The organism is Streptomyces sp. MK7, assembly GCF_032658145.1.
In the GTDB taxonomy this organism is placed as follows: Bacteria; Actinomycetota; Actinomycetes; order Streptomycetales; family Streptomycetaceae; genus Streptomyces; species Streptomyces spiralis.
Genome location: NZ_JAVACL010000073.1, coordinates 1 through 21,329, shown reverse-complemented (window position 1 = coordinate 21,329; position 21,329 = coordinate 1). Strand labels below are relative to the sequence as shown.

The following is a 21,329-nucleotide window of genomic DNA, read 5'->3' as shown; positions in this document are numbered from 1 at the left end:
GTTGAACAGGCCGATCGTGCTCTCCATCAGGGCGTTGGTCGCGATCGCGTTGCCAGATCGCCATCTCCAGGGCACCCAGTACGAAGACCGTCTCCTTCACGGTGGCAGCGGACCAGCCGACGATCCGGTGGGAGAATGTGTCCACGACAAAGGCGACGAGACGACACCTGCCCAGGTCCTCACGTGGGTGAAGTCCGCGACCCAGCTGCGGTTCGGGGCGCCGGCGACGAAGTCCCGGTCCACGAGGTCGGGGGCCCGGTCGGTCTGACCGCCGGGAAGCGTTGTGATCACGCATTTGCCGCGGACCGCTCCGGTGATGCCGAGCTTTCCTTCAGTTCACCGTCCCGCACGGTCCTGGCGGACGGCGCCGTCCGGCGTTTGGACCGCCCCGCGGAATGTGAGGATTCCTCGGTGTCCAGAGAAGTCCGGGGCATGCGGCCGGCCACGCTGTGGCTGGCCGTGGTTCTGACGGTCGCTCTGCGGACGGTCGGTTGCTCGGTGGTGCCGGGGCCGGCACCACCGAGCCGACAGGCCTCACATCCCCCACGGCGGACACGGCGAGCACCGAAAGCGGCACACCCTCACCGACGGCTTCGGCGTCACCGCGGGAGTCCGTCACGCCGACCGCCGAGGAGGCCCCGACCGCCTGCCGGATGGCGCCCCCCCCTGCGACGGTCAGGACCAGCGGATCAACCACCAGCTCCGAGGATTCAGTCACCATCCCTCAGAACTCGGACCGTGGTTCAGCAGTACCGCCCGCGCCGCCTCGTCCGGCCCCATGCCGGAGTGGAGTTCGAGGGTTTGGCAGCCGGATGACTCGCGCGCGTGTGCGGGTGACCGTGCGGAAGGCCAGGAGCTGCGAGGTGACGTTGAGGTGTCAGGTCTCCCGGTGCTGGCTCAGAACAGGGCCAGGCCCTCGCCGCTGGTGTCCGCGATGACAGGCCGGGAGTGGGCAGGGAGGCCGTCCAGGCGGTCAGGACCGGCCGCGGCGGCCACGCCAGGGGCCGTCTCGGCCAACCAGACACGAAACCGCTCGGCGGCTTCGCGGTAGGGGACTTGCGCCAGGACACGGTGCTCGCCGGAGGGGCAGAATTCGACGGTGACTGTGAGCAGGCAGGAACGGGGTGAGTTCTGACTGCCCGTCCAGGACACGCGCAGGACACCGCAGGGCTTGCGACCGCGGGGGGCGCGGTGGGTCGGGCGCAGCGACCCGCAGGCTATGTGGGCGGTCCACGCGGCCAGATGCGGCAACGGGAGGGTGGTGCGTGCGCGGCATCCGGGGCAGCGGTGCCAGTGGCGGAGCCAGTCGCCGGCGTCGGTGTCGAAGAGGCGCGTGTAGTGGTTGGCCACGCGGATGTCGTTGCTGTACAGGTGGTCGGGGCGTTCCTGTGTGTTGCAGGACTGGCAGACGGGGGCGCGGACGTAGCCGTGTTCGTGGCAGTGGTCGAGCACGGTGGCGGGCGCAGTGCCGCAGACGGCGCATATCCACCCGGCCACCCTGCGGGAGGTACCGGGCTTCCGGCTGAGCACCGAGTACAGCTGGCCCTCCAACTCCCCGTTGTACGGGCGCAGTGAGGCGGTGGGGCCCTCGGGGCTCATCGTCCGGCGACCGTCGGCGTCCGGTGCCTGCCGGGGGTGGGAAGGCCGTTCGGTGACGGCTGTGCTTGCCCGGCGGGTCCGCGCGACGTGTACCCACTGCGTTTCGGTGTGCTCGGCTGCGTCGAGGAGCCTGACCGCAGCGCGCGGCAGCCACCACGTCCGCTGCGTCCCGGCGCGGGTCTGCTCCACGAGCATCTGTCGCCAGTCGATCCCCGCCAGATGGTACGGCCGGCCGACTTCACGTCGTGCTGCCCGCTCGGGGCCGCCCAGCTCCTGCAGTTCCCCCATGATGCGCCGGCGCCAACGCAGCGTCGTTTCCTCATGGCCGCCCTCCTGCCTCGGCGCCCCACGAAACGGGCCGATGCGGACCAGGTCCTGCCGATCCATCCCCACCGCGTTCAGTTCCGCGGCAGCCCGGCGCACCTCAACCTCGCGAACAACCCACTGACCGCTGCTCGCCCTCACCGTCGCCACCACACGGCCGCCGAGCAGGACGTATCCCGCTTCGGCGTGGGCAGGAGAGCAGGTGAATGCCCCAGAAGCCGTCAGCACAGCACTGTCGGCCGTCAAATCGACCCACAGAGCGTCCGCGGCACCCAGGGTGATCAGGCCGTCCGTGCGACCGGGCATGACACGCTCTGGCATACCGACAGGTTAGCGGCCTGCAACACGGCAACGGGTCTCCAAGCACCTCGGTCAGCCGGGCCGCCGCCCATGCCGCATCCGCCGCCCGCGACTCCTGTTCGCGATCCGGGGATGTCGGCACCTGCTCGCTGTGGAACGTTTATGAGGCGTTCGCCGCCTTCGGTCGCATCCACATGCAGATCGCCGAAATCCGGGACGGACTGCTCTACTTGTGGACCGCCCGGGCCGCCGCCTGGGGCGGGCCCGGTAAGACCTTCGTCATCGGCCTCGGCTGAGAGATCCGCCACGCCCGCCGCCTCTTCCACTCCGACGGCCTCGACCTCGGCCGGACCGCGGTCGCCACTCCTGTCGGGATGGGCTACCGGGTGTGCGGGCGCTTCGAGTGCCCGCAGTGGGTGGCGCCGCTGCTCGGCCACTCACTGCGGATCGGACCCGGTCGCCGGCATGTTGGTGCGCTGCCCCGCGGTGCAGACAGCTGTGGAGAAGCCGCCCCGGTCGTGAAGCGACCTGAGCAAAGATGTCGGCTTCTGTGCCGTATAACGATCGGCCGGAGTCAGATCCAGGAGCAGTTGCGAGGAGGGCGGCGAGGAGTCGGTGCTGCAGGCGACTCGGATCACGTTGGGTCTGCTGGCCCACCGGATCGGCCAGCTCTCCGAGCAGCTCCGCCGTGTGGACGCTCGTCCGGCCCGGCTCGTCGAGGGTCATGCCCCGCAGCTGCTCGACGTGGTGGGGATTGGTCCGGACACGGCCGTCGCCTTGCTGATCACGGTGGGGACGACCCGGAACGGCTGGACAGTGAGGCGTCGTTGGCCGCGCTGTGCGGGTCCGTCCTGTCGAGCGCTCCTCGGGACGCCGGCGGTTCCGTCGTCTCAACCGTGGTGGCGACCGTCAGGCCAACGCCGCGCTCCACCGCATCGTATTCACTCGTCTGCGTGTCGACCCGCGCACTCAGGGCTACTACGAGCGCCGCAGCAAGGAAGGCAAAACCCGGCGCGAGATAGTCCGAACCCTCAAGCGCTACGCGGCCCGGGAGGTCTTCCACCTGGTCAAACGGATACAGCTAGGACCCCGCTCATAGCGGCTGTGATACGGCGAAGCCCCTTCCGGGAAAGATCCTGACGGGACTTCTCCGCGGAGCCGTGAAACGACGAAGCCGCACCGGAGCGCTCCGGTGCGGCTTCGTCGTGAGATCGGGTGCGCTGGCGATGACGATGCGGTCGGCGCCTTATGCGGAGTGGTCAGACACTGTCTGGGGCGGTGGGAGTGCCTGACGGGACTGCCGGGGGCAGGACGCGTCGGCCAGAGCCTGGGCACCGCGTCCGGCTATGTGATGCGGCGGGCGCCGTCTGGTCCGAGCCGCCGCCACGGCTGAGGTGCACACCGGTCGCCGACGTCGCCAGGCTCAGTACGGCGGCTGCGCACCGGGCGATCCGGAAGTCGTGACGTGAGGTGGCACCGACGTGGAAGCCGACCACCGCGACCAGGACGGCGACGCCGATCGGGGCGGAGATCTGGCGGCATTCCGGACGTCGCGCGATGCGCGGGCGCAGCGCAGGAGCCAGGCGCAGTCTGGATAGTGGAGGTGGGTTGCCGTGGCGCACAACGAAGCCATTTCGCCCGTCGAGGGTGCGGCAGTACTGGAAGCTCTGTTTCACCAATCCCCGACTGGCCTGATGGTCCTGGACACGGAACTGCGGATCCTATGGATCAACGTCAACACGCCGGTCCTGAAGTCGGGCCTCCTTGAAGAGATCATAGGCCGGCACTTCACCGACGTATATGACCTTTCCGTGCCCGGTGAGGTCGAGGCGATGCTGTACGGCGTGATGGAGAGCGGCGCGCCCGCCCGGGGGCGACGAGTGGGGGTGCGTCCGAAGGGCGCGCCGGGGCCGGAGTACCGGTTCTCCGTCTCGGCATCTCGTCTTGAGGACGCGCAGGGCAGGATCTTGGGAGTGCTGACGGAGATACTTGGTGTCACCGAATGCGAAAAGGTACGCGCCCGTCTGCGCCTACTCGGCTCGGTGCGCGATCGCGTGGGACAGGCCCTCGACGTTGTGGCCACCTGCGAGGATTTGGTGCAGGCGGTGGTGCCGGACCTCGCCGACATCGCCGTGGTGGAAGTGGTGGAGGCGGTGGTGCGTGGCGAGGAACCTCCGCCGAGTCCTCTCGGACGGGAGGTGCCGCTGCGCCGTGCCGCCTTCGCCCGCAGTGGCGGCAAGGATCAGGTCCAGGCACATCCGGTGGGTGACGTGCGTGCTCTGCCGTTCCCGACGCCCTACGCCCAGACGCTGGCCGACCTCAAGCCACGCCTCGTCGTCCTGGGTCCCGAAACACCTTGGCTGGCGGCCGTCCCGCAGCGCGCCGAGGCTATCCGCGCCTCCGGTGCCCACAGCCTTATCACCACTCCGCTGACCCTGCGGGGAAAGGTTCTGGGGCTGATGACCCTGTACCGCACCGGCCAGGGCGACGTCTACGAACAGGGCGATGTCGACCTGGCCGACGCAGTGGCCGCTCACGCCGCACTGTGCATCGACAACGCCCGCCGTTACACCCGCGAACACACCATCGCTCTGACGATCCAGCGCCATCTGCTGCTTCCCGAGGTTGCGACGCAGACGACCGTTGAAACCGCACACATTCTGGTGCCCTCTGAAACCGGCGGAGGCGGCGGGTTCGACACATTCGCCCTGTCCGGCGCCCGCACCGCACTGGTGGTCGGCGAAGTAGCCGGCCGAGGCATTCATGCGGCCACCACCATGGGACAGATAGGAACCGCCGCACACTCCCTGGCCGCGCTCGACCTGGAGCCCGACGAGCTCCTCGCCCGCCTCAACGACACCGCCATCAGCCTGGCCCAGGAACGCGCCGCTCTGCCGCCCGGCGATCCCATGCCGCTCACGGGAAGCTGCGCGTACGCGGTCTACGACCCGCTCGCTGGGACCTGCACCATCGCCCTGGCCGGCCATCCCCCACCCGTCATCGCCCATCCCGATGGGAGCACCGAGATCCCTCACCTACCGAGCGGACCTCCCTTGGGCAGGACCGAAGGACCCCCCTTCGCTGCCACCCCGGTCTCTCTCCCTGACGGCAGCGTCCTCGCCTTCTACACGCCGTCCCTCCTGCACACCTCCCAGTCCCCGGAGACCCTCCGACGGGTGCTGGCCCACACTGACCGGCCACTGCAGGATCTGTGCGACGACGTGCTCTACCGGCTACGGGACGACACCCGCCACGGCGACGTCATCCTCCTCCTCGCCCGCACCCACACATTGCCCGCGGACCAGGTCACCGCATGGCACCTCGACTCCCACCCCAAAGCCGTCGCCACGGCGCGCACCCACGCCCAACACCAACTCACCCACTGGGGAGTGGGCGAGGAAACCGCCTACACCACCGAAATGATCGTCAGCGAACTGGTCACCAACGCCATCCGCTACGGCACACCGCCTGTGCAGTTGCGGCTCATCAAGGACCGCACGCTCACTTGCGAAGTTCACGACAGCAATGCCCTCGCGCCACGGCTGCGCCACGCGAAAACCATCGACGAAGGCGGGCGCGGCTTGTTCATCATCGCCCGACTCGCACAGAACTGGGGCGTCCGTTACTCCCTCGACGGCAAGACCGTCTGGGCCGAGCAGACTCTGCCGCCCGCAACCTCGCCCCATCCCCGACAGCGGTCATAGCGTTACCGAGCGCGCCCGGATCGTCCTCGGCCGGCCGTGCAGGCGAGAGCGCGGCGGTGCAGCTGCAACTGCAGCTGCTCGGTCGGCTGGCACATCCTGGTCACGATGGGCCTGGCCACCATCGCCCTGGTCTGGCCGGGTGCGACCCTGCGTGTCTTTGGCATTCTCTTCGGCGTCTATCTACTGGTCACCGGCGTCTTCCGACTCGCCGCCGCCTTCGGCACCCACGTCCCCCCGCCGGTCGCGACGCGCTTTCGTGGCTCGGACGGAGCGACTGCGATCGAAGTTCTGGAGGCATCGCTGCGGACAGCCGCCTCCGCATGGATCAGGAGGGCCACTCTGTCAGTGTCCAGCTGATCGTCCTCTGCGCCGAGATCCGTCGGAGATCCGCCCCGGCCCCCTGAGCGTCACATTCGCGGACATGGGCGACGGTCTCTGCGCGGGTGCGACGTGCGGTACACCGCGTTACGGGCGCTGGTCACATCCGCACGCGTCGCCGATCTTGCTCACCATTGTCAGGTCCGGGGCAGTGATGGCAGGGGCCGAGTGGCGATCTCCTGTGCTTCGGCGCGCGTCATGCCGAACATGCGCAGCAGGCGGAAGGCCAGCTGGTCGGAAACATGCGCGGCATCGAGGTCCGGGCGGGTCTCCAGTAGGTGGAGCACTCCGAGCAGGGCGCCGCCGACCATGGCCACAGAAGTGCGCGGGTCGTCGATGTCCAGCCGTCCGGTGTCGGCGGCGGCCCGCAGATCCCGCATCGCCTGCGGAGCCAATCCGCTGTCGGAAGTCAGATAGGACATGCCCGTACGGACGAGGATCCTGGCCATCTGTGTGTGGGTGCGCTGCAGTCGGCCGGTCAGGCGGACGCTGGCGGCGAAGATCTCCGCGGGGTCCTTCAGGTCTCCGACGACGGACTCCAGGAGTGCGCCGTGTTCCTCCAGGGTGAGGGCGACGGCCGCGTCGAACAGCTCGTCCTTGCTGGTGAAGTGGTTGTAGAAGGAGCCGAAACCGACATCCGCCGCCTCGGTGATCTCCTGGATGCTCACGTCGGTCCGCCCCTGATCGGCGAGGAACCGCTGCGCGGCGGCGATCAGCGCGGCACGGGTGCGCGCCTTGCGTCGGTCCACGCGGTTGGGCGTGTGGCTGGGTGTGTTGGCCCTGCCCTGTCGATCGATGCTCATCTCTCCACCATGATCAGAAACATCAGCTTTGATTGTTTCATCACGACTGACTGCTGTTGACGGGGTCGTCATCTGGACTGATTCTCTCATCACTGCTGACTGGAGCTGCTCGCGGGAGCATTCCGGTCGGTGCCTGTCCAGGACTCAGGAGAGCCGATGAGTATCCAGGTCGTCCGCACCACAGACGGCTGGTGGGTGGAGAGCGGCACAGGACGGCTGCACCGCGTCGACACCGACGCGGACACCACCGCCGGCCTGCTCGCCGACCGTTCCGCCGTGCAGCAGGCGGCTGCCCGCGCCACGGGTGACCCCGACGCCGGGGTTTCGGTTGGAGAAGCCGAGCTGCTCTCGCCTGTCACCACGCCCTGCCGGGTGGTGGCGCAGATGGTCAACTACCGTTCTCACGCGGTGGACTCCGGATTCGACCCGGACACCGTTCCGCCCGCGTTCTTCCGCAAGGCGTCCGGGTCCGTCAGCGGGCCCTACCAGGACATCGGGCGTCCACAGCACGTGCGTTTCCTGGACTACGAGGTGGAGCTCGGGCTGGTGATGGGCGCCGATTTGCCGGTCGGCACCGAGGTCACCGATGCCACGCTGGCCGAGTATGTCGCCGCGCTGGTCGTTGCGGACGACGTCAGCGCGCGTGACCTGCAGCTGCCCAAGACGCAGTTCTACGAGTCCAAGTCGTACCCCTCCTTCACTCCACTGGGCCCCCGGCTGCTCCTGGTGGACGCCGACGATCTGGCCCGCCTGCCGGACCTGCGGCTCACGCTGAAGGTCAACGGGACCACGAGACAGGACCGCACCACCACGGACATGATCGTCCGACCCGCCCACGCCCTCAGTCTGCTCGCCCGCTTCCAGAACCTGCAGCCCGGTGACGTCCTGCTCACCGGAACCCCAGGCGGCACCGCCCTGAAGTCTCCGGGCAGGCTCCTGACCACGCTTGCCGCCCTCCTGCCCCCGCACAAGCGCTGGCAGAAGTTCTTCGCCCGCCAGCAGGCGAACCCCGACTACCTCAAGGACGGCGACGTCGTCACGGCCCGTATCGCGACCGACGACGGCGTACTCGATCTCGGCGAGCAGCGCACGGTGGTGCGCGCCCGCTGACGACTCCCGGGACCCCCGCCCGGGACCGGCCGGCCCGGCATCCCCGTACCGGGCCGGCCACCTGACCCCATCCCTCACCCTGCAAAGGCGCACCGGTGACACTCACACCCACCGACCTGCTGTGGCCCGCCCTTGACAGCATCGCGGACCTGTCCGCGATCGAGGCCGTACCGCTGCACGAGCGCGGCCTGCCCGCCACCACCTACGACACCCTGCTGCGCGCCGCCCGCCTGTGGCCCGACCGCCCGGCCCTGACGGTGCTGCCCGATGCCGCGCGCTTCCTGTGCCCCGCCACCGCTACCTTCGCGCAACTGCGTGACGATGTGCATCGCACCGCCAACCTGCTGCGCGCGCTCGGTGTCACCCGCCGGGCCGCCGTGGGCCTGCTCGCGCCGAACACCGCGGAGCTGCCCGCCGCCCTGCTGGCCGCGCAGGCAGCGGGCATCGCCGCCCCGGTGAACCCGGGCCTGGCGTCCGAGCACGTCGAGCAGCTGCTGCGGCGCAGCGGCGCCCGAGTGCTCATCGCCGCCGGTCCACAGCTGGACGTACAGGTCTGGGCCGCGGCCCGGCAGGCCGCCACGGCCCTGCGGCTGGACGCACTGCTGGCACTGACCCCCACCCTGGCCGACGGCCCCGCCCCCGCCCTGGACCCCATCGAAGGCGTACACGTCGGCTACCTCACGGAGCTTGCCGCGTCCCATCCCGCCGACCGGCTGGTGGACATTGAGCCCCCGGCCGCCGACGACCTGGCCGCCTACTTCCACACCGGCGGCACTACCGGCACCCCCAAACTCGCCGCGCACACGCACGCCAACGAGGTCGTCGACGCCTGGATGGTGGCCGCGAGCATTCCTCTCGATGAGGACTCGGTGATGTTCGCGGCGCTGCCGTTGTTCCACGTCAATGCACTGATCGTCACCCTGCTCGGCCCGCTGCTGCGCGGCCGGGGAGTGGTGTGGGCCGGGCCGCTGGGTTACCGGGATCCCGAGCTGTATCCGGTGTTCTGGAAGTTGGTGGAGCACTACCGCGTCGCCACCATGTCCGGCGTGCCCACCGTGTACTCCGTCCTCGCCCATGTCCGCGTCGACGCAGACATCTCCAGCATGCGGTTCGCCGCCGTAGGCGCCTCCCCGCTGCCGCCCGCCGTACGGGAGTCTTTCGAGGAGCACACCGGCATCCCGCTGTGCGAGGGCTACGGGCTGACCGAGGCGACCTGCGCCTCCGCACTCGGCCTGCCCGGTCGACCCAGGCCGGGCGCCGTCGGCAGGAGGCTGCCCTACCAGCGGCTCAAGACCGTGCGGATCGACCCGGACACCGGCGAGTGGCACGACCTGCCGCCGGGCGCCACCGGGGTGCTCGCCGTCAGTGGCCCGGCCGTCTTCGCCGGGTACGTCGCCGAGCACACCGCCCACGGGCCTCGCCTGGAGAGCGCCGGGAAGATCCGCGACGGCTGGCTGGACACGGGCGACCTGGCCCGCATCGACGCCGACGGCTTCATCCATCTCGCCGGCCGCGCCAAGGACCTGATCATCCGCGGGGGTCACAACATCGACCCCGTCGGCATCGAGGACGTACTCCTCGCCCACCCCGAGGTCACCGCCGCCGCGGCGGTGGGCCGCCCCGACCCGCACGCCGGTGAGGTGCCCGTCGCCTACGTCACCCTCGCCCCCGGCGCCCAGACCGATCCCGCCGAACTGCTCACCTGGGCCACCGAACGGGTCCCCGAGCGCGCCGCCACCCCGCGCGAGGTGCTCGTGATCGACGCCATCCCGCTCACCGCCGTCGGCAAGCCTTACAAGCTCGGCCTCCGCCTGGACGCAACCCGCCGCGCGGTCCACGCCGAACTGGCCGCCCAGGGCGCGGACTGCGACCCGGAACGCATCCTGTGCCGGCCGCACGACGGCGGTGTCCGCGTCACGGTGCCCGCCCCTGCCGACGAGGCGGTACGACGCAGGGTCACCGCAGCCCTCGACCGGTACGTCCTGCACTGGCAGTACGCCCCCAGCAAGCCACTTGAGAGAGAAACCCCATGAACACCACCGCCATCGTTCTCGCCGTCCTCCTCGCCGGGATCTTCCTCCTGCTCGGGTCGGCCAAGCTCGCGGCAGTACCCGCGATGCGCCAGGCCGCGGCCCACGTGGGCATGACCACCACCCACTACCGCCTGCTGGGTGCTCTGGAGGTGGCGGCAGCGGCCGGTCTGCTGCTCGGCCTGCGGATCACCGCGCTCGGTGCCGCCGCATCGGTCGGCCTGCTCCTGCTCATGACCGGAGCCGTCGTCGTCCACCTGCGCAGCGGCGATCCGGCGGCCCGCTGCCTGCCGGCCGTCATCGCGGGTGCCTTGGCCGCCGCCCATCTCGTCGCGTTGGTCGGCGGCTAGCATCATCGCCGCCTGGGCTCCGAGGAGCATCACGATGAGCCGCATCGACGTCCGCCGGCATCTGCCGCCCTGCGCCTCCACGCGGTGGCCGGCCTAGCACAGCGTTCATACCCGGCCCGCCTCCGCAGGCCGCCTTTCGCACGGCTCGGACGGCACACACCGCATCCCACCGCCCTGGCCGCCGAGGCCGGGTGCGGCCTCTGAATCGACACCACTGTTTCCGGGGTCCCTTCCGTGCCGTCCGGGCTGCCGACGCCCGCCCGCAGCGAGCGGGCGTCTCTCGGAACGACCAGCCTTTCGCATCCGTAACGCGCCGCCGCTCGCTCAACCCGCGAACGGGACCGGTACCCCCGCCTCGCTCAATCGACCGGGGAAACGCACTTGGCGCTCCTCCCCTGCCTCTCCTGAGCCGTCCCCACCCCATGGCCCCGAGCCGTGACACCCCATGGAGTACCCATGAACGACATCGACGTCCCCGTCCTCATCGTCGGCGGAGGCGGTGCGGGGCTCACCGCCTCCATGCTGCTCAGCCGCATGGGCATCGAGTCCCTGCTGGTCACCGCCTGGCCCAGCACCTCCGTCCTGCCCAAGGCCCACGTCCTCAACCAGCGCGCCATGGAGATCATGCGCGACGCCGGCGTGGCCGACACCATCTACGCCGCCTCCACCCCGGCCGAGCAGATGTCCCACACCGCCTGGTACGTCGGCCTGGCAGGCGACCACGAAGACTACGGCCGCCGCGTCGCCAGGATGGAGGCTTGGGGAGCCGGCGGGCACTCTCCGGAGTGGCTCGCGGCCAGCCCCGAGCGACAGGCCAACCTGCCCCAGATCCGACTGGAGCCGGTCCTGCGCACCCGCGCCGAGGAACTCGCGCCCGGCCGGGTCCGCTTCCACCACGAGCTGACCGCACTCGCCCAGGACGACGAGGGCGTCACCGCCGCCGTCACCGACCGCGAGACGGGCGAGACCTACCGGGTGCGGGCCCGCTACCTGCTGGGCTGCGACGGCGGCCGCACCGTCGGCCCCGCCGTGGGCATCGTCCAGGAGGGCGTGCGCGACCTCGCCCGCGTAGTCTCCTTCCACATCTCCGCCGACCTGTCCCAGGTGGCGACCGACCCTGACGTGCTGATCCGCTGGCTGTGGCTGCCCGACCTCGGCATCCCGGGCGTGCTCGTGCCCATGGGCCCCGACCACTGGGGCCCGGAGTCCGAGGAGTGGGTCTTCCACCTCAACTACGGGCCCGATGACGGTCGCGCGCTGGACGACGAGTCGGTACTGGCCGACCTGCGCATGGGGCTGGGCCTGAGCGAGGAGGACCTGACGGTCCACATGATCTCCCGCTGGACCCTCGAGGGCGTGGTCGCCGACCGCTACCGTCTCCGCCGCGTTCTGATCGCCGGCGACGCCGCCCACCGGCATCCGCCCACCGGCGGCCTCGGCCTCACCTCCGCCATGCACGACGTCCAGAACCTCACCTGGAAGCTCGCCGCCGTGCTGAACGGTCATGCCGACGACGCCCTGCTGGACACCTACGAGGCCGAGCGGCGCCCCGTGGACGCCACCAACGTCCAGCGCTCGCTGGAGAACGCCATGAACCACATCGCCATCAACTCCCTCTTCGGCGGCGGGCCCGGGGCCGACGAGGAGGAGAACTGGCGGCAGGCACGCCGTCTGTGGAGCGAGGATCCCGCCGACGCCGACTTCCGCCGCACCTTCCTGGCCGCTGTGGCCGCCCAGTCCATGGAGTTCAACGAACTGGGCGTCGAGTTCGGCTACACGTACGAGTCCGCGGCCGTCGTCCCGGACGGCACTTCCGCACCCGAGAACCCCGACCCGGTCCGCATCTACCAGCCCGCCGCCCGCCCCGGACACCCGCTGCCCCACGCCTGGCTGGAGGACCTCGACGGCCATCGCGTGGCCCTGGCCCGCCTGGTGCGCCCCGGCCGGTTCCTGCTGATCGCCGGGGAGGACGGCCAGGCTTGGCGCGAGGCCGCCGAAAAGATCGCCGCCGAGAGCGGGCTGCCGCTGGACGCCATCCGGATCGGCCACGTCGACGGCGACTATCGCGACCCGCGCTCCACCTGGACCGCCGCCCGCGGCCACACACCGCAGGGCGCCGTCCTCGTGCGCCCGGACCGCTACATCGGCTGGCGCGTCCATGGCGCGGCCACCGACCCGGTCGCGGAACTCACCGCCGCACTGGACTCCCTCCTCGCACGGTAGGGCTTGTCTGCCGTGCCACCCGGCCTGCCGATCACCGCCGCAGTCGGCGGGCCGGGCCCCCACCCTCATCTCCGCCTCGCCTCCGGGACACCGCGGCACTGCGGCACCTGCCCCACCCTCGCCACGGGTCGTGGAGGCCACAGGAAGGAGCCCCGTGAACGATCCGACACCCACATCCACACCCACACCCGCCACCGCCGACGCCCATCGGGGTCTGCACGGCGAGCAGGGCGCCTGCGAGGTGAACGCCCCGGCCGCGCCGGCCAGCCCGTCATCGAGGTGGTCGACCTGGCCTGGCTGGAGCTCACCGATCCGCCGGGTCCCGCATCCCGGTTCATCGGCCCAGCTCGGCCGGCGGGTGCTGCGTCAGCGGCTCGTGTCGGCGTCGCCGTCGTCATGGGAAGAACGCCGCGGTCTCCTGCCGCCCGGCGCGGAGTCGTCCCCTTGCTCTCGCAACAACTCAAGGAGTGCGGCATCCGCTCTTCTCTGATCTTCCTTCGTCAGCTCGACCGGTGCGTTGTTGTAGACGGTGTAGCGATCCGGATGGATGATGTTGGCGGCCCGCAGCGTGAACGTCAGCAGGCGGCGCCAACCCTTGCGGTGGCCGACCCTCGCCTGCAGCTGGACCTGGTAGTCACGGGCTTCCGGCAGGAACCCGGAGAAGGGTGCCTCGAACTCGATGAAGAGTTGTTGCGCTTCTCTTCCGGGCACGACGAAGCCGGCCGGGAGCTTCGCGTCCTCGTCCGGCCCCGGCTGCAGGCGGGACGGTGAGGACACCCACAGCAGCGGCAGGTGAGAAGCGGGCTCGTCGGGGAAGGTCAGGATGAGATCCTGTACGACGATCGGCTTGGGGCCGGTGTTGTGAAGGACGAGCGGGAGCCGCAGGCGGGCCGTGGACGAGTGGATGATCGCTGCGAAGGCGTGCGGCTCCCATGTCCTCAGCCGGCCTTGCCTGGCGTTGAGCCACCAGAACGACGCGACGGTGAAGAGCAATGCGCAGACCGACACCACGCCGGCGCCTGTGAGTGATGAGGACGCGGCCTGATCGGTCGCAGTCATCAGCGGAACCACAGATTCAGTGTGCCAGCGTCGGCGTGGGCCCGTTAACCGGACCAGGGTTCTGTGCCGCCTGCGCGCAGCAGTCGGCGAGTATGACGCTCATGCCTGTCACAGGCGGCTGCTAGGGTGCTCAGCCACCGTCACGAGCCGGCACCGGCAAGGAGCACGAGGTACCAGGCGACCAGCGCCGCGCACACCACTGCGGGGACGAGTTTCGGCGGCCCGTCTCCTTTGCGCACGTGCGTGGTCACGGCACCGGCGAGGAGCAGAAGCAGGCCGAGGCCGGCCAGCTCTCCGAGCAGCGGCAGGACCGGGCCGATCGCCACACCGATGGCGCCCGCCAGCTCCAGCGCACCGATCAGCCGGTAGGCCGAGGTGGTGAAGCCGGCGTGGGCGGCCAGCTGGGGCATCGGGCCGAGGGCCATGATCTTGGCCACGCCCAGCAGGGCGAAGATCAGCACGATCGGACAGGCCAGGGCGGCGGAGAGGCTCATGAGGCGTCCTTGGCCGTGTGCGGGTGACGGGTCTCGCGGCGTTCGGCTCCCAGGCCGGCGAAGTAGGCGACGAGGTCCGGGTGGTCGACCGCCGAGGGATTGAGGACCTGCTCGGCGGGCGCGCCCTGGAGCAGGCGCTTCACCGGGACCTCGAGTTTCTTGCCGGTCCTGGTGTGCGGGATGGCCGGCACGGCGAGGATCTCGTCGGGGACGTGGCGGGGTGAGGCGCCGTCGCGGATCGCGTCGCGGATCTTCTCCCGCAGGGCATCGTCGAGGACGTTCCCGTCCGCGAGGACGACGAAGAGCGGCATCCAGTAGCCGCCGTCGGGTTCCTCCGCGCCGATGACGAGGGCCTCGGTGATCTCGGGGAGGCGTTCGACGATGTCGTGGATGTCGGCGCTGCCCAGGCGTACGCCGTTGCGGTTGAGGATGGCGTCGGAGCGGCCATGGACGATCACCGAGCCGTGACCCGTGATCGTGATCCAGTCGCCGTGCCGCCACACGCCGCGGTACGCGGTGAAGTAGGCGTCGCGGTAGCGGCTGCCGTCGGGGTCGTTCCAGAAGTACAGCGGCATGGAGGGCATCGGGCGGGTGACGACCAGTTCGCCGACCTGGTCGACGACCGGCCGTCCCGCGCCGTCGTACGCCGCGAGCGCCACGCCGAGGTTGGGGGCCGACAGCTCACCCGCCCACACCGGGGTGGTGGGGGCGCTGCCCGCGAAGGCGGAGACGACGTCGGTGCCGCCGCTGGTGGAGGCCAGCTGGATGCCCGCGCCGACGTGGTCGCGGACCCAGTGGTAGGCGGAAGCGGGCAGGGTGGAGCCGGTGCTGCCGATGGCGCGGACGGCCGACAGGTCGTGCACGGAGGGTTCGACGCCCAGCTTGGCCATGGCCAGCAGGTACTGGGGACTGGTGCCGAAGACGGTCACCTTGTGGCGGGCCGCCAGCTCCCACAGGACGTCCGGGCGCACCACCGGCGCGGGGCTGCCGTCGTAGGTGCAGGTGGTGGCGCCGGTCAGCAGGGTGGAGACGACCAGGTTCCACATCATCCAGTGGGTGGTGGTGTACCACAGCAGGCGGTCGCCGGGGCCGAGGTCGGAGTGCAGGGCGAGGGTCTTGAGGTGCTCCAGGAGGACGCCGCCGTGGCCGTGCACGATGCCCTTGGGCAGGCCGGTGGTGCCGGAGGAGAAGACGATCCACAGCGGGTGGTCGAACGGCACCGGAGTGATCCCGAGGTACTCGGTGCGGCCGGCCGCGTCCTCCCAGGGAACCGTCAGTCCCGCGGCCCGGGTCGCGGGCCACGCAAGGCCCAGGTGATCCACGAGAACCGTGGCCTTGAGCGTGGGAAGGGCGGCGGCCAGGTCGAGGGAGGCTGTACGGCGGTCGTGACGGGTGCCGTTGAAGAGGTAGCCGTCGGCCGTGACGAGCACCGTCGGTTCGAGCTGGGCGAAGCGGTCGGCGGCGGCCCCCGGCGCGTAGTCCTGGCCGCACACCGACCACACCGCGCCCAGGCTGGCCGTGGCGAGGAAGGCGATGACGGCGTGGGGCGTGTTGGGCAGGTAGCCGACCACCCTGTCGCCCTGTCCGACGCCCAGGTCGCGCAGGGTGGCGGCGACGGAGGCGACCTGGGCGCGCAGCTTTCGGCCCGTGATCTTGTAGGCGGCTCCGGTCTCGTCCAGCGCGGTGATCGCGGGTGCGTCCGGGTGCAGGTTGCGCAGGGCGTGGTGGGCGTAGTTGAGGGTGGCGCCGGGGAACCAGCGGGCGCCGGGCATGGTCTCCTCGGCCAGCACCCGCTCGTACGGTGTGGCGGCGTCGATGTCGAAGTACTCCCACACCGCGGCCCAGAATCCTTCCAGGTCGGTGACGGACCAGTGGTGCAAAGCCTGGTAGTCGGTGGGGTCCTGGGTCATTTCGGCGCCCTGGTGCCGGGCGGCCCAGCGGGCGAAGTCCGCGATGCGGCTACCGGAGGCCGCTTGGGGGTCGGGCGGAAGGAAGGGCTCTGGACAAGGCGTGGCGTGCGCGCTGGTCATGGTGTGGTGTTCCTCGTCAGGGTGCGGGCCGGGCTTCGGCGGGGCGGCGGGCCGTGTGCAGCAGGGGAGCCCAGGCGGCGGCGTCGGTGAAGTCGCCGGTGCCGGCGGGGACGGTGTCCATCACGACACGGTCGGGGCGCAGCAGGACGGCGTCCGCCCGGCCGCCTGCCAGCCAGGCGGCCAGCCTTCCGTCGTCGTCCAGGTCGCCGACGTGGATCAGGGGTGCGCCCAGTGCCGTGGCCACGCCCGTCATCCGTGCCGTGGGCGGCACGGCGGTCAGCGCGGCGAAGGAGTCGCCGAGGATGTCGTCGAGGCGCTCGCGCGTGCCGTCGTGCCGCACCCAGGGTTGTGGGCAGAAGGTGCCGGCCAGTGAGCGGCCGGTCAGCCGGGGGCGGCGCCGTACGAGCGGGCCGGCGGTCAGCGCGGGGCTGAGGTCGCGGCTCACCGCTGCGGTCACGCCCGGGAGGCGGCATGCGGCGCCCACCACGGCCCGGCGGATGGCCGCACCGCGGTCCTGTCCGCCGGTCATGGCCCAGCCGACGGCGACGGCGACACGGATCATGTGGCGGGCGTGCGGCTTGCGCTCCTGCTGGTAGGTGTCCAGCAGTCGGTCGTCTGCGCCCTGCTGAAGGACGCGGGCGAGTTTCCAGGTGAGGTTGCGGGCGTCGCGCAGGCCCGCGCACAGGCCCTGCCCGATGAAGGGCGGGGTGAGGTGGGCCGCGTCGCCCAGCAGGAAGACGCGTCCCCGGCGCCACCGGTCGGCGAGACGGGCTCGGAAGGTGTACCGCGCCTGCCGGATCACCTCGAAGTCGTCGCCCCCGTGGGCAGCGGACGGCAGGTCGACCCAAGGGGCGACCAGCTCGTGCAGCTGCTCCAGCCCTTCCGGGCCGTCCAATGGCTCACCCTCGGCCAGCCGGAACTCCCAGCGGTAGCGGTCCTCGCCGACTCGCATGAAGGTGGCCGGCCGGGTGGGGCAGCAGATCTGCTCGGCGCCTTCCCAGGTGCGCACCGGGAGGCTGGTGCGTACGTCGATGACCCGCCAGCTCTCCTCGAAGTGCAGGTCCTCCCATACAGCGCCGATGGCGTCGCGGGTGAGGCTGCCGGCGCCGTCGCAGCCGAGGACGGCATCGGCCCACACGTGCTCGTCCTCGTCGCTGCCGTCGCGGCGGAAGGTGACCCGCACCGGACCTGCGGCAGCGGGCGATCCGTCGCTGTCCTGGGTGACGGACACGACCTCCACCCCGCCCCACAGCTCGCACTCGGGACGGCGGGCCAGGGCGTCGCGCAGCAGCCGTTCCAGCTCCGGCTGGTCGAACATGCTGGTCTGCGGGAAGCCGTGGTGCCCGTGCAGGGACCGCGGGAACTCGGCGATCACGCGGCGCCGGGCGTCCAGCAGCCGCAACCCGGGCGCCGGACGGGCGAGGGCGGCGAACTCCTCGTGGACACCGACGCTCTGCAGGATCCGCCGGACCTCATCGTCCACGACGACGGCACGCGGCAGCGGGTAGACGTCCCGGTGACGTTCGAGGAGCAGGCTGCGCACCCCGTGCCGGGCGAGCAGGAGCGCGGCCGTGACTCCGACGGGTCCCGCACCGATGATGACCACCGGCCTCCGGGATGCGGCGCTCACGTCGCGTCCGTCACAGCGGTCCGCTGCTCGCCCAGGTCGATGCGCCCGTCGGGGGTGGCGATGGTGGCGGTGACGAGGTCACCGTTCTGCAGGTAGTGGGGGTTCTTGGCCTGGCCCTTGAAGAACGCCTTCCACTTCAGTGCGGGCGGCAGCAGGGCAGCGATCTTCTCGACCGGCTTGGGCGGGGCCTTCAGGGCGGTGCCTCCGGGTGTGCCGGTGAGCAGCAGGTCGCCCGGGTCGAGGGCCTGGAAGCGGGCGAGCAGGGTGAGCGCCTGCGCCGGTCGTACGATCATGTCGGCGAGCGTGCGGTCCTGACGCGGTACGCCGTTGACGTTCAGCCGCAGCCGCAGGTTCTGCAGGTGGGCGAAGTCCTCCGGCTCCAGCAGGGCCAGGTAGGGACCGGTCGGGGTGAAGGTCGGGTAGGACTTGCTCTCGTAGAACTGGGTCTTGGTCAGCTGGACGTCGCGGGCACTGACGTCGTTGGTCAGGACGAGCCCGGCGACATACGACGGCAGGTCCGGCTCCTCGACGACGGTGCCCACCGGCAGCGGCGCGCCCATGACGAGGCCGAGTTCGACTTCGTAGTCGAGGAAGTTCACGTGTGCCGGGCGAACGATCGCCTCGTGGGGGCCGCTGACCGAGCCGGACGCCTTGCGGAAGAAGGTGGGCGGGACGTCGCCGGTGAAGCCCGAGTCCTTTGCGTGGCTGCGGTAGTTGACCATCTGGGCGACCACCCGGCACGGGGTGGTGACCGGGGGCAGCGCCACGAGGTCGGCGACGGGTGTGCCGCGCTCGCCGGAGGCGGCGGCCTCCTGGACGGCGGCCCGGTCGGCGAGTAGTTCGGCGGTGGTGACCGCCTTGGTCTCGATGCGGACGGCGCGCTCGTTCCGGACGGCCCACCAGCCGTCGGGGGTGCGCAGCACGTTGGTGCTCATGAGCTCATCGCTTTCATCAGGCCCAGCAGGCGTGCGGGGTCGAGTTCGTTGTCGCCGCGCAGGGCCGTCATGACCTCGCGGAGCTTGGCGGGGGAGGGGCTGGTGCCCAGGAAGTCGCGGGTGACGGGCGGGCCCCACTGGGCCAGGCCGCTCGCCGACATCGGTGCCCATCCGGGTTCGAGGTCGCAGGAGAACAGGTCGCCGTCGGCGAAGTGCTCCAGCATGAAGTGGTCGGGGTCGCGCCAGTAGTCGAAGAGCTGGCTGCCCTGGATGTGCCGGCCGATGCCCCAGCTGCGCCGGTAGCCGCGTTCGGCCAGGTACTCGCCGCCGGCGGCGATCGAGTCGAGGTCGGTGACCTGGTAGGCGGAGTGGACATAGCCGGTGCCCGGCCCGAGATGCAGGGCGAGGGTGTGGTGGTCCACGGGCAGGCTGCCCTGGTCGCAGCGGATGAACGCCATGGTCGGCCCGCGCTGGCGCTGCCCGTCCAGGAACAGGAAGTCGGACACGATCATCCCGAGGGTGTCCAGGTACCAGTCCAAAGTGCGGGCGAACGTCCGCGTCTCCAGCACCACATGGCCCAGGCGCTGGATGCGGGACGGCTCACGGGGCGGGCGCTGGGTGGTGTTCGTACGACGGCCTTCGATGCCGGTGTTGAGGATCAGCGGCTGCTGCCCGGGCAGCGCGGGCAGCGGTTCGGCGCAGTGCACCACCCGGACCGGGACGCCCGAGGGATCGAACAGGGCGACCGACCGACCGCCGCCGGGGACGTCGATGTCCCGGACGGTGTGTCCGACGGCGGCGGCCAGCCGGTCCACATCGGCCCGCTCGGCCGCGCGGAACGCCGGCCCGATGAAGCGGGATGCCGACCCACGGCGGATGACCATGCAGGGGGAGCCCGAGAAGGTGCCGCGCAGCCACAGTTCCCGCTCGGTGCGGGCGGCGACGGCGAAGCCGAAGTCACGGGCGAACACCTCGGCCCGGTCCAGGTCCGGCTTCTCGAACTCCAGCCAGGCCAGATCCGCCACTTTGATCACCGGATTCCGGGCTCGCCCGGGGTGTTCACCGCGTAGAGCGCCCTGCTCACTGTGGAGGTCTTGGTGGGGCGTCAGAGGACCGCCCTTGTTAACGGGGATGTGGGACATGGTGTCCTCCAAGCAACACTGCCGTAATGAAGAAATCATCAACTCTGCGGTTTCTCGTCGTCAATAGGTGCAGCCCAAATAATTGAGGATCTCATCAGTAATGGCAGTGTCATCGTGGCGACCGTTACAATGGGCCGCATGCCGACGTCAGCCCCGTCCAAGAACCGCTTCGAGCGACGCCGTGCCGAGACCCGCCAGGCGCTCGTTCGCGCGGCCCGGCAGATCCTCGCGGAGACCGGGGACACGAGCGCGAGCATCCAGGCCATCGCCGAGCGCGCCGACGTGGGCTTCGGGTCCTTCTACAACCACTTCGAGTCGAAGACGGAGCTGTTCGACGCGGCGGTGACGGACGCCCTGGAGGAGTTCGGGCAGGTCATCGACGCGCGCGTGGAAGGCATCGACGACCCGGCCGAGCTGGTCGCGGCCGGCTTCCGGCTCACCGCCCGGATGGCCGACTCTCACCCGGAACTCATGCGGATCCTGCGCGACCGCGGCTTGGTCCACATCCACTCCGACCGCGGCCTCGCCCCACGCGCCCTGCGCGACCTGGAGACGGGCATCGCCTCAGGCCGTTTCACCTGCGGCAACGCGACCACCGCCCTGTCCGCCCTGGGTGGCACCCTGCTCTCGCTGGTGGCTCTCCGGCTGGACCGCCCGGACCTCGACGGCGACGAGGCCGCCTCCGACCTGGCCGAGATGGTCCTGCGCATGCTCGGCCTCGCTGCGGACGACGCCCACGAGGTCACCCGTCGCCCGCTGCCCGACCTCGCCCGATGACCTCCTGCACCTGAAGCGCGGCCCTTAGCGGTGCTACGCCGGCGGCGACGAGGAACGCGGTTGCCGCGGCCTCACCCCTGGGATCTGCCCAGGGGGATGCGGTGTTCTCCGCGGCGAGGGCCAGCATGAGTGCCTCCAGTGCTTGGGCGAGGACGGGTGCTGGAAGGTGGTCCGCGAAGACGCCTTCGCGCTGACCGCGCCGTAGGGTTGCGACGGCTTGTGCGCGGGCCGGTGCCAGGGTGGTGCGGATCTCGTCCTCTCCCAGACGGCGCCGTCCCAAGGCGGTGAGCACGCGGTAGTGGTCGCCCACCGTCCATGCCCCCAGCACCATCCGTGTCATCGCCTCGACCGGGTCGGCATCCGCGGTACGGGCTCTGGCGAACGCCTGCCGGAGTTCACGGCCTGCTTCCTGTGTCAGGTCGGCGATCAGCGCTCGGCGGT

Annotated in this window: 16 protein-coding genes and 2 pseudogenes; 9 read left to right on the top strand and 9 right to left on the bottom strand. The window is 70.7% G+C overall.

Annotated elements, in window-relative coordinates; translation table 11 throughout:
• Positions 1-897 precede the first annotated feature (897 nt).
• Positions 898-2,244 (bottom strand): endonuclease domain-containing protein, encoded by a 1,347-nt coding sequence (locus tag R2S09_RS37910; RefSeq protein ID WP_316745677.1) that lies wholly within the window; start codon positions 2,242-2,244, stop codon positions 898-900.
• A gap of 77 nt (positions 2,245-2,321) precedes the next feature.
• Here R2S09_RS37910 and R2S09_RS37905 point away from each other — a divergent pair.
• The 4 genes and pseudogenes from R2S09_RS37905 to R2S09_RS37890 all read left to right on the top strand — a co-directional run.
• Positions 2,322-2,678 (top strand): annotated as a pseudogene (locus tag R2S09_RS37905) (short-chain fatty acyl-CoA regulator family protein); the annotation flags it as partial.
• A gap of 383 nt (positions 2,679-3,061) precedes the next feature.
• Complete coding sequence (locus R2S09_RS37900) at positions 3,062-3,322, top strand: transposase (protein ID WP_306184939.1); 261 nt, start codon at positions 3,062-3,064, stop codon at positions 3,320-3,322.
• Between the two features lie 514 nt (positions 3,323-3,836).
• The gene (locus R2S09_RS37895; protein ID WP_306184938.1) at positions 3,837-5,927 is read left to right on the top strand and encodes a SpoIIE family protein phosphatase; all 2,091 of its coding nucleotides are present in this window, start codon (positions 3,837-3,839) and stop codon (positions 5,925-5,927) included.
• Positions 5,928-6,032: 105 nt separating this feature from the next.
• Positions 6,033-6,161 (top strand): annotated as a pseudogene (locus R2S09_RS37890) (DUF308 domain-containing protein); the annotation flags it as partial.
• A 281-nt stretch (positions 6,162-6,442) separates the two neighbouring features.
• Here the strand turns inward: R2S09_RS37890 and R2S09_RS37885 are convergent.
• A complete protein-coding gene (locus R2S09_RS37885) occupies positions 6,443-7,108 on the bottom strand; it encodes a TetR/AcrR family transcriptional regulator (RefSeq protein WP_306184937.1) in 666 nt (221 codons plus the stop codon).
• 156 nt (positions 7,109-7,264) lie between these two features.
• Between R2S09_RS37885 and R2S09_RS37880 the strand changes: the two genes are divergently transcribed.
• The 4 genes from R2S09_RS37880 (at position 7,265) to R2S09_RS37865 (ending at position 12,821) form a co-directional block, all read left to right on the top strand.
• A complete protein-coding gene (locus tag R2S09_RS37880) occupies positions 7,265-8,218 on the top strand; it encodes a fumarylacetoacetate hydrolase family protein (RefSeq protein ID WP_306184936.1) in 954 nt (317 codons plus the stop codon).
• Between the two features lie 95 nt (positions 8,219-8,313).
• On the top strand, positions 8,314-10,251 hold the full coding sequence (locus tag R2S09_RS37875) for an acyl-CoA synthetase (protein ID WP_316745673.1): 1,938 nt from the start codon (positions 8,314-8,316) through the stop codon (positions 10,249-10,251).
• A complete protein-coding gene (locus R2S09_RS37870) occupies positions 10,248-10,598 on the top strand; it encodes a DoxX family protein (protein ID WP_306184933.1) in 351 nt (116 codons plus the stop codon). The genes R2S09_RS37875 and R2S09_RS37870 overlap by 4 nt, the downstream gene beginning before the upstream one ends.
• 456 nt (positions 10,599-11,054) lie before the next feature.
• Complete coding sequence (locus tag R2S09_RS37865; protein WP_316745672.1) at positions 11,055-12,821, top strand: FAD-dependent monooxygenase; 1,767 nt, start codon at positions 11,055-11,057, stop codon at positions 12,819-12,821.
• Between the two features lie 366 nt (positions 12,822-13,187).
• Here R2S09_RS37865 and R2S09_RS37855 read toward each other — a convergent pair whose 3' ends face one another.
• The 6 genes from R2S09_RS37855 to R2S09_RS37830 all read right to left on the bottom strand — a co-directional run bounded on the left by R2S09_RS37855 (position 13,188) and on the right by R2S09_RS37830 (position 20,111).
• Positions 13,188-13,892 carry a hypothetical protein gene (locus R2S09_RS37855; protein WP_306185340.1) on the bottom strand — a complete coding sequence of 235 codons (705 nt, stop codon included), beginning with the start codon at positions 13,890-13,892 and terminating at the stop codon, positions 13,188-13,190.
• Between the two features lie 128 nt (positions 13,893-14,020).
• Positions 14,021-14,374 carry a DoxX family protein gene (locus R2S09_RS37850; RefSeq protein WP_306184930.1) on the bottom strand — a complete coding sequence of 118 codons (354 nt, stop codon included), beginning with the start codon at positions 14,372-14,374 and terminating at the stop codon, positions 14,021-14,023.
• A complete protein-coding gene (locus R2S09_RS37845; RefSeq protein WP_316745669.1) occupies positions 14,371-16,404 on the bottom strand; it encodes an acetoacetate--CoA ligase in 2,034 nt (677 codons plus the stop codon). The genes R2S09_RS37850 and R2S09_RS37845 overlap by 4 nt, the downstream gene beginning before the upstream one ends.
• 16 nt (positions 16,405-16,420) lie before the next feature.
• Positions 16,421-18,034, bottom strand: a complete 1,614-nt coding sequence (locus tag R2S09_RS37840; protein WP_306184928.1) for a bifunctional 3-(3-hydroxy-phenyl)propionate/3-hydroxycinnamic acid hydroxylase — start codon at positions 18,032-18,034, stop codon at positions 16,421-16,423.
• On the bottom strand, positions 18,031-18,969 hold the full coding sequence (locus tag R2S09_RS37835) for a fumarylacetoacetate hydrolase family protein (RefSeq protein WP_306184926.1): 939 nt from the start codon (positions 18,967-18,969) through the stop codon (positions 18,031-18,033). Before R2S09_RS37835 ends, R2S09_RS37840 begins: the two co-directional genes overlap by 4 nt.
• Complete coding sequence (locus R2S09_RS37830; RefSeq protein WP_306184925.1) at positions 18,966-20,111, bottom strand: VOC family protein; 1,146 nt, start codon at positions 20,109-20,111, stop codon at positions 18,966-18,968. The genes R2S09_RS37835 and R2S09_RS37830 overlap by 4 nt, the downstream gene beginning before the upstream one ends.
• Positions 20,112-20,249: 138 nt before the next feature.
• Between R2S09_RS37830 and R2S09_RS37825 the strand changes: the two genes are divergently transcribed.
• The gene (locus R2S09_RS37825; RefSeq protein WP_316745664.1) at positions 20,250-20,888 is read left to right on the top strand and encodes a TetR/AcrR family transcriptional regulator; all 639 of its coding nucleotides are present in this window, start codon (positions 20,250-20,252) and stop codon (positions 20,886-20,888) included.
• Here R2S09_RS37825 and R2S09_RS37820 read toward each other — a convergent pair.
• Positions 20,854-21,329 (bottom strand): TetR/AcrR family transcriptional regulator (locus tag R2S09_RS37820; RefSeq protein ID WP_316745662.1); only part of this gene is annotated, 476 nt, incomplete at its 5' end. The genes R2S09_RS37825 and R2S09_RS37820 overlap by 35 nt on opposite strands.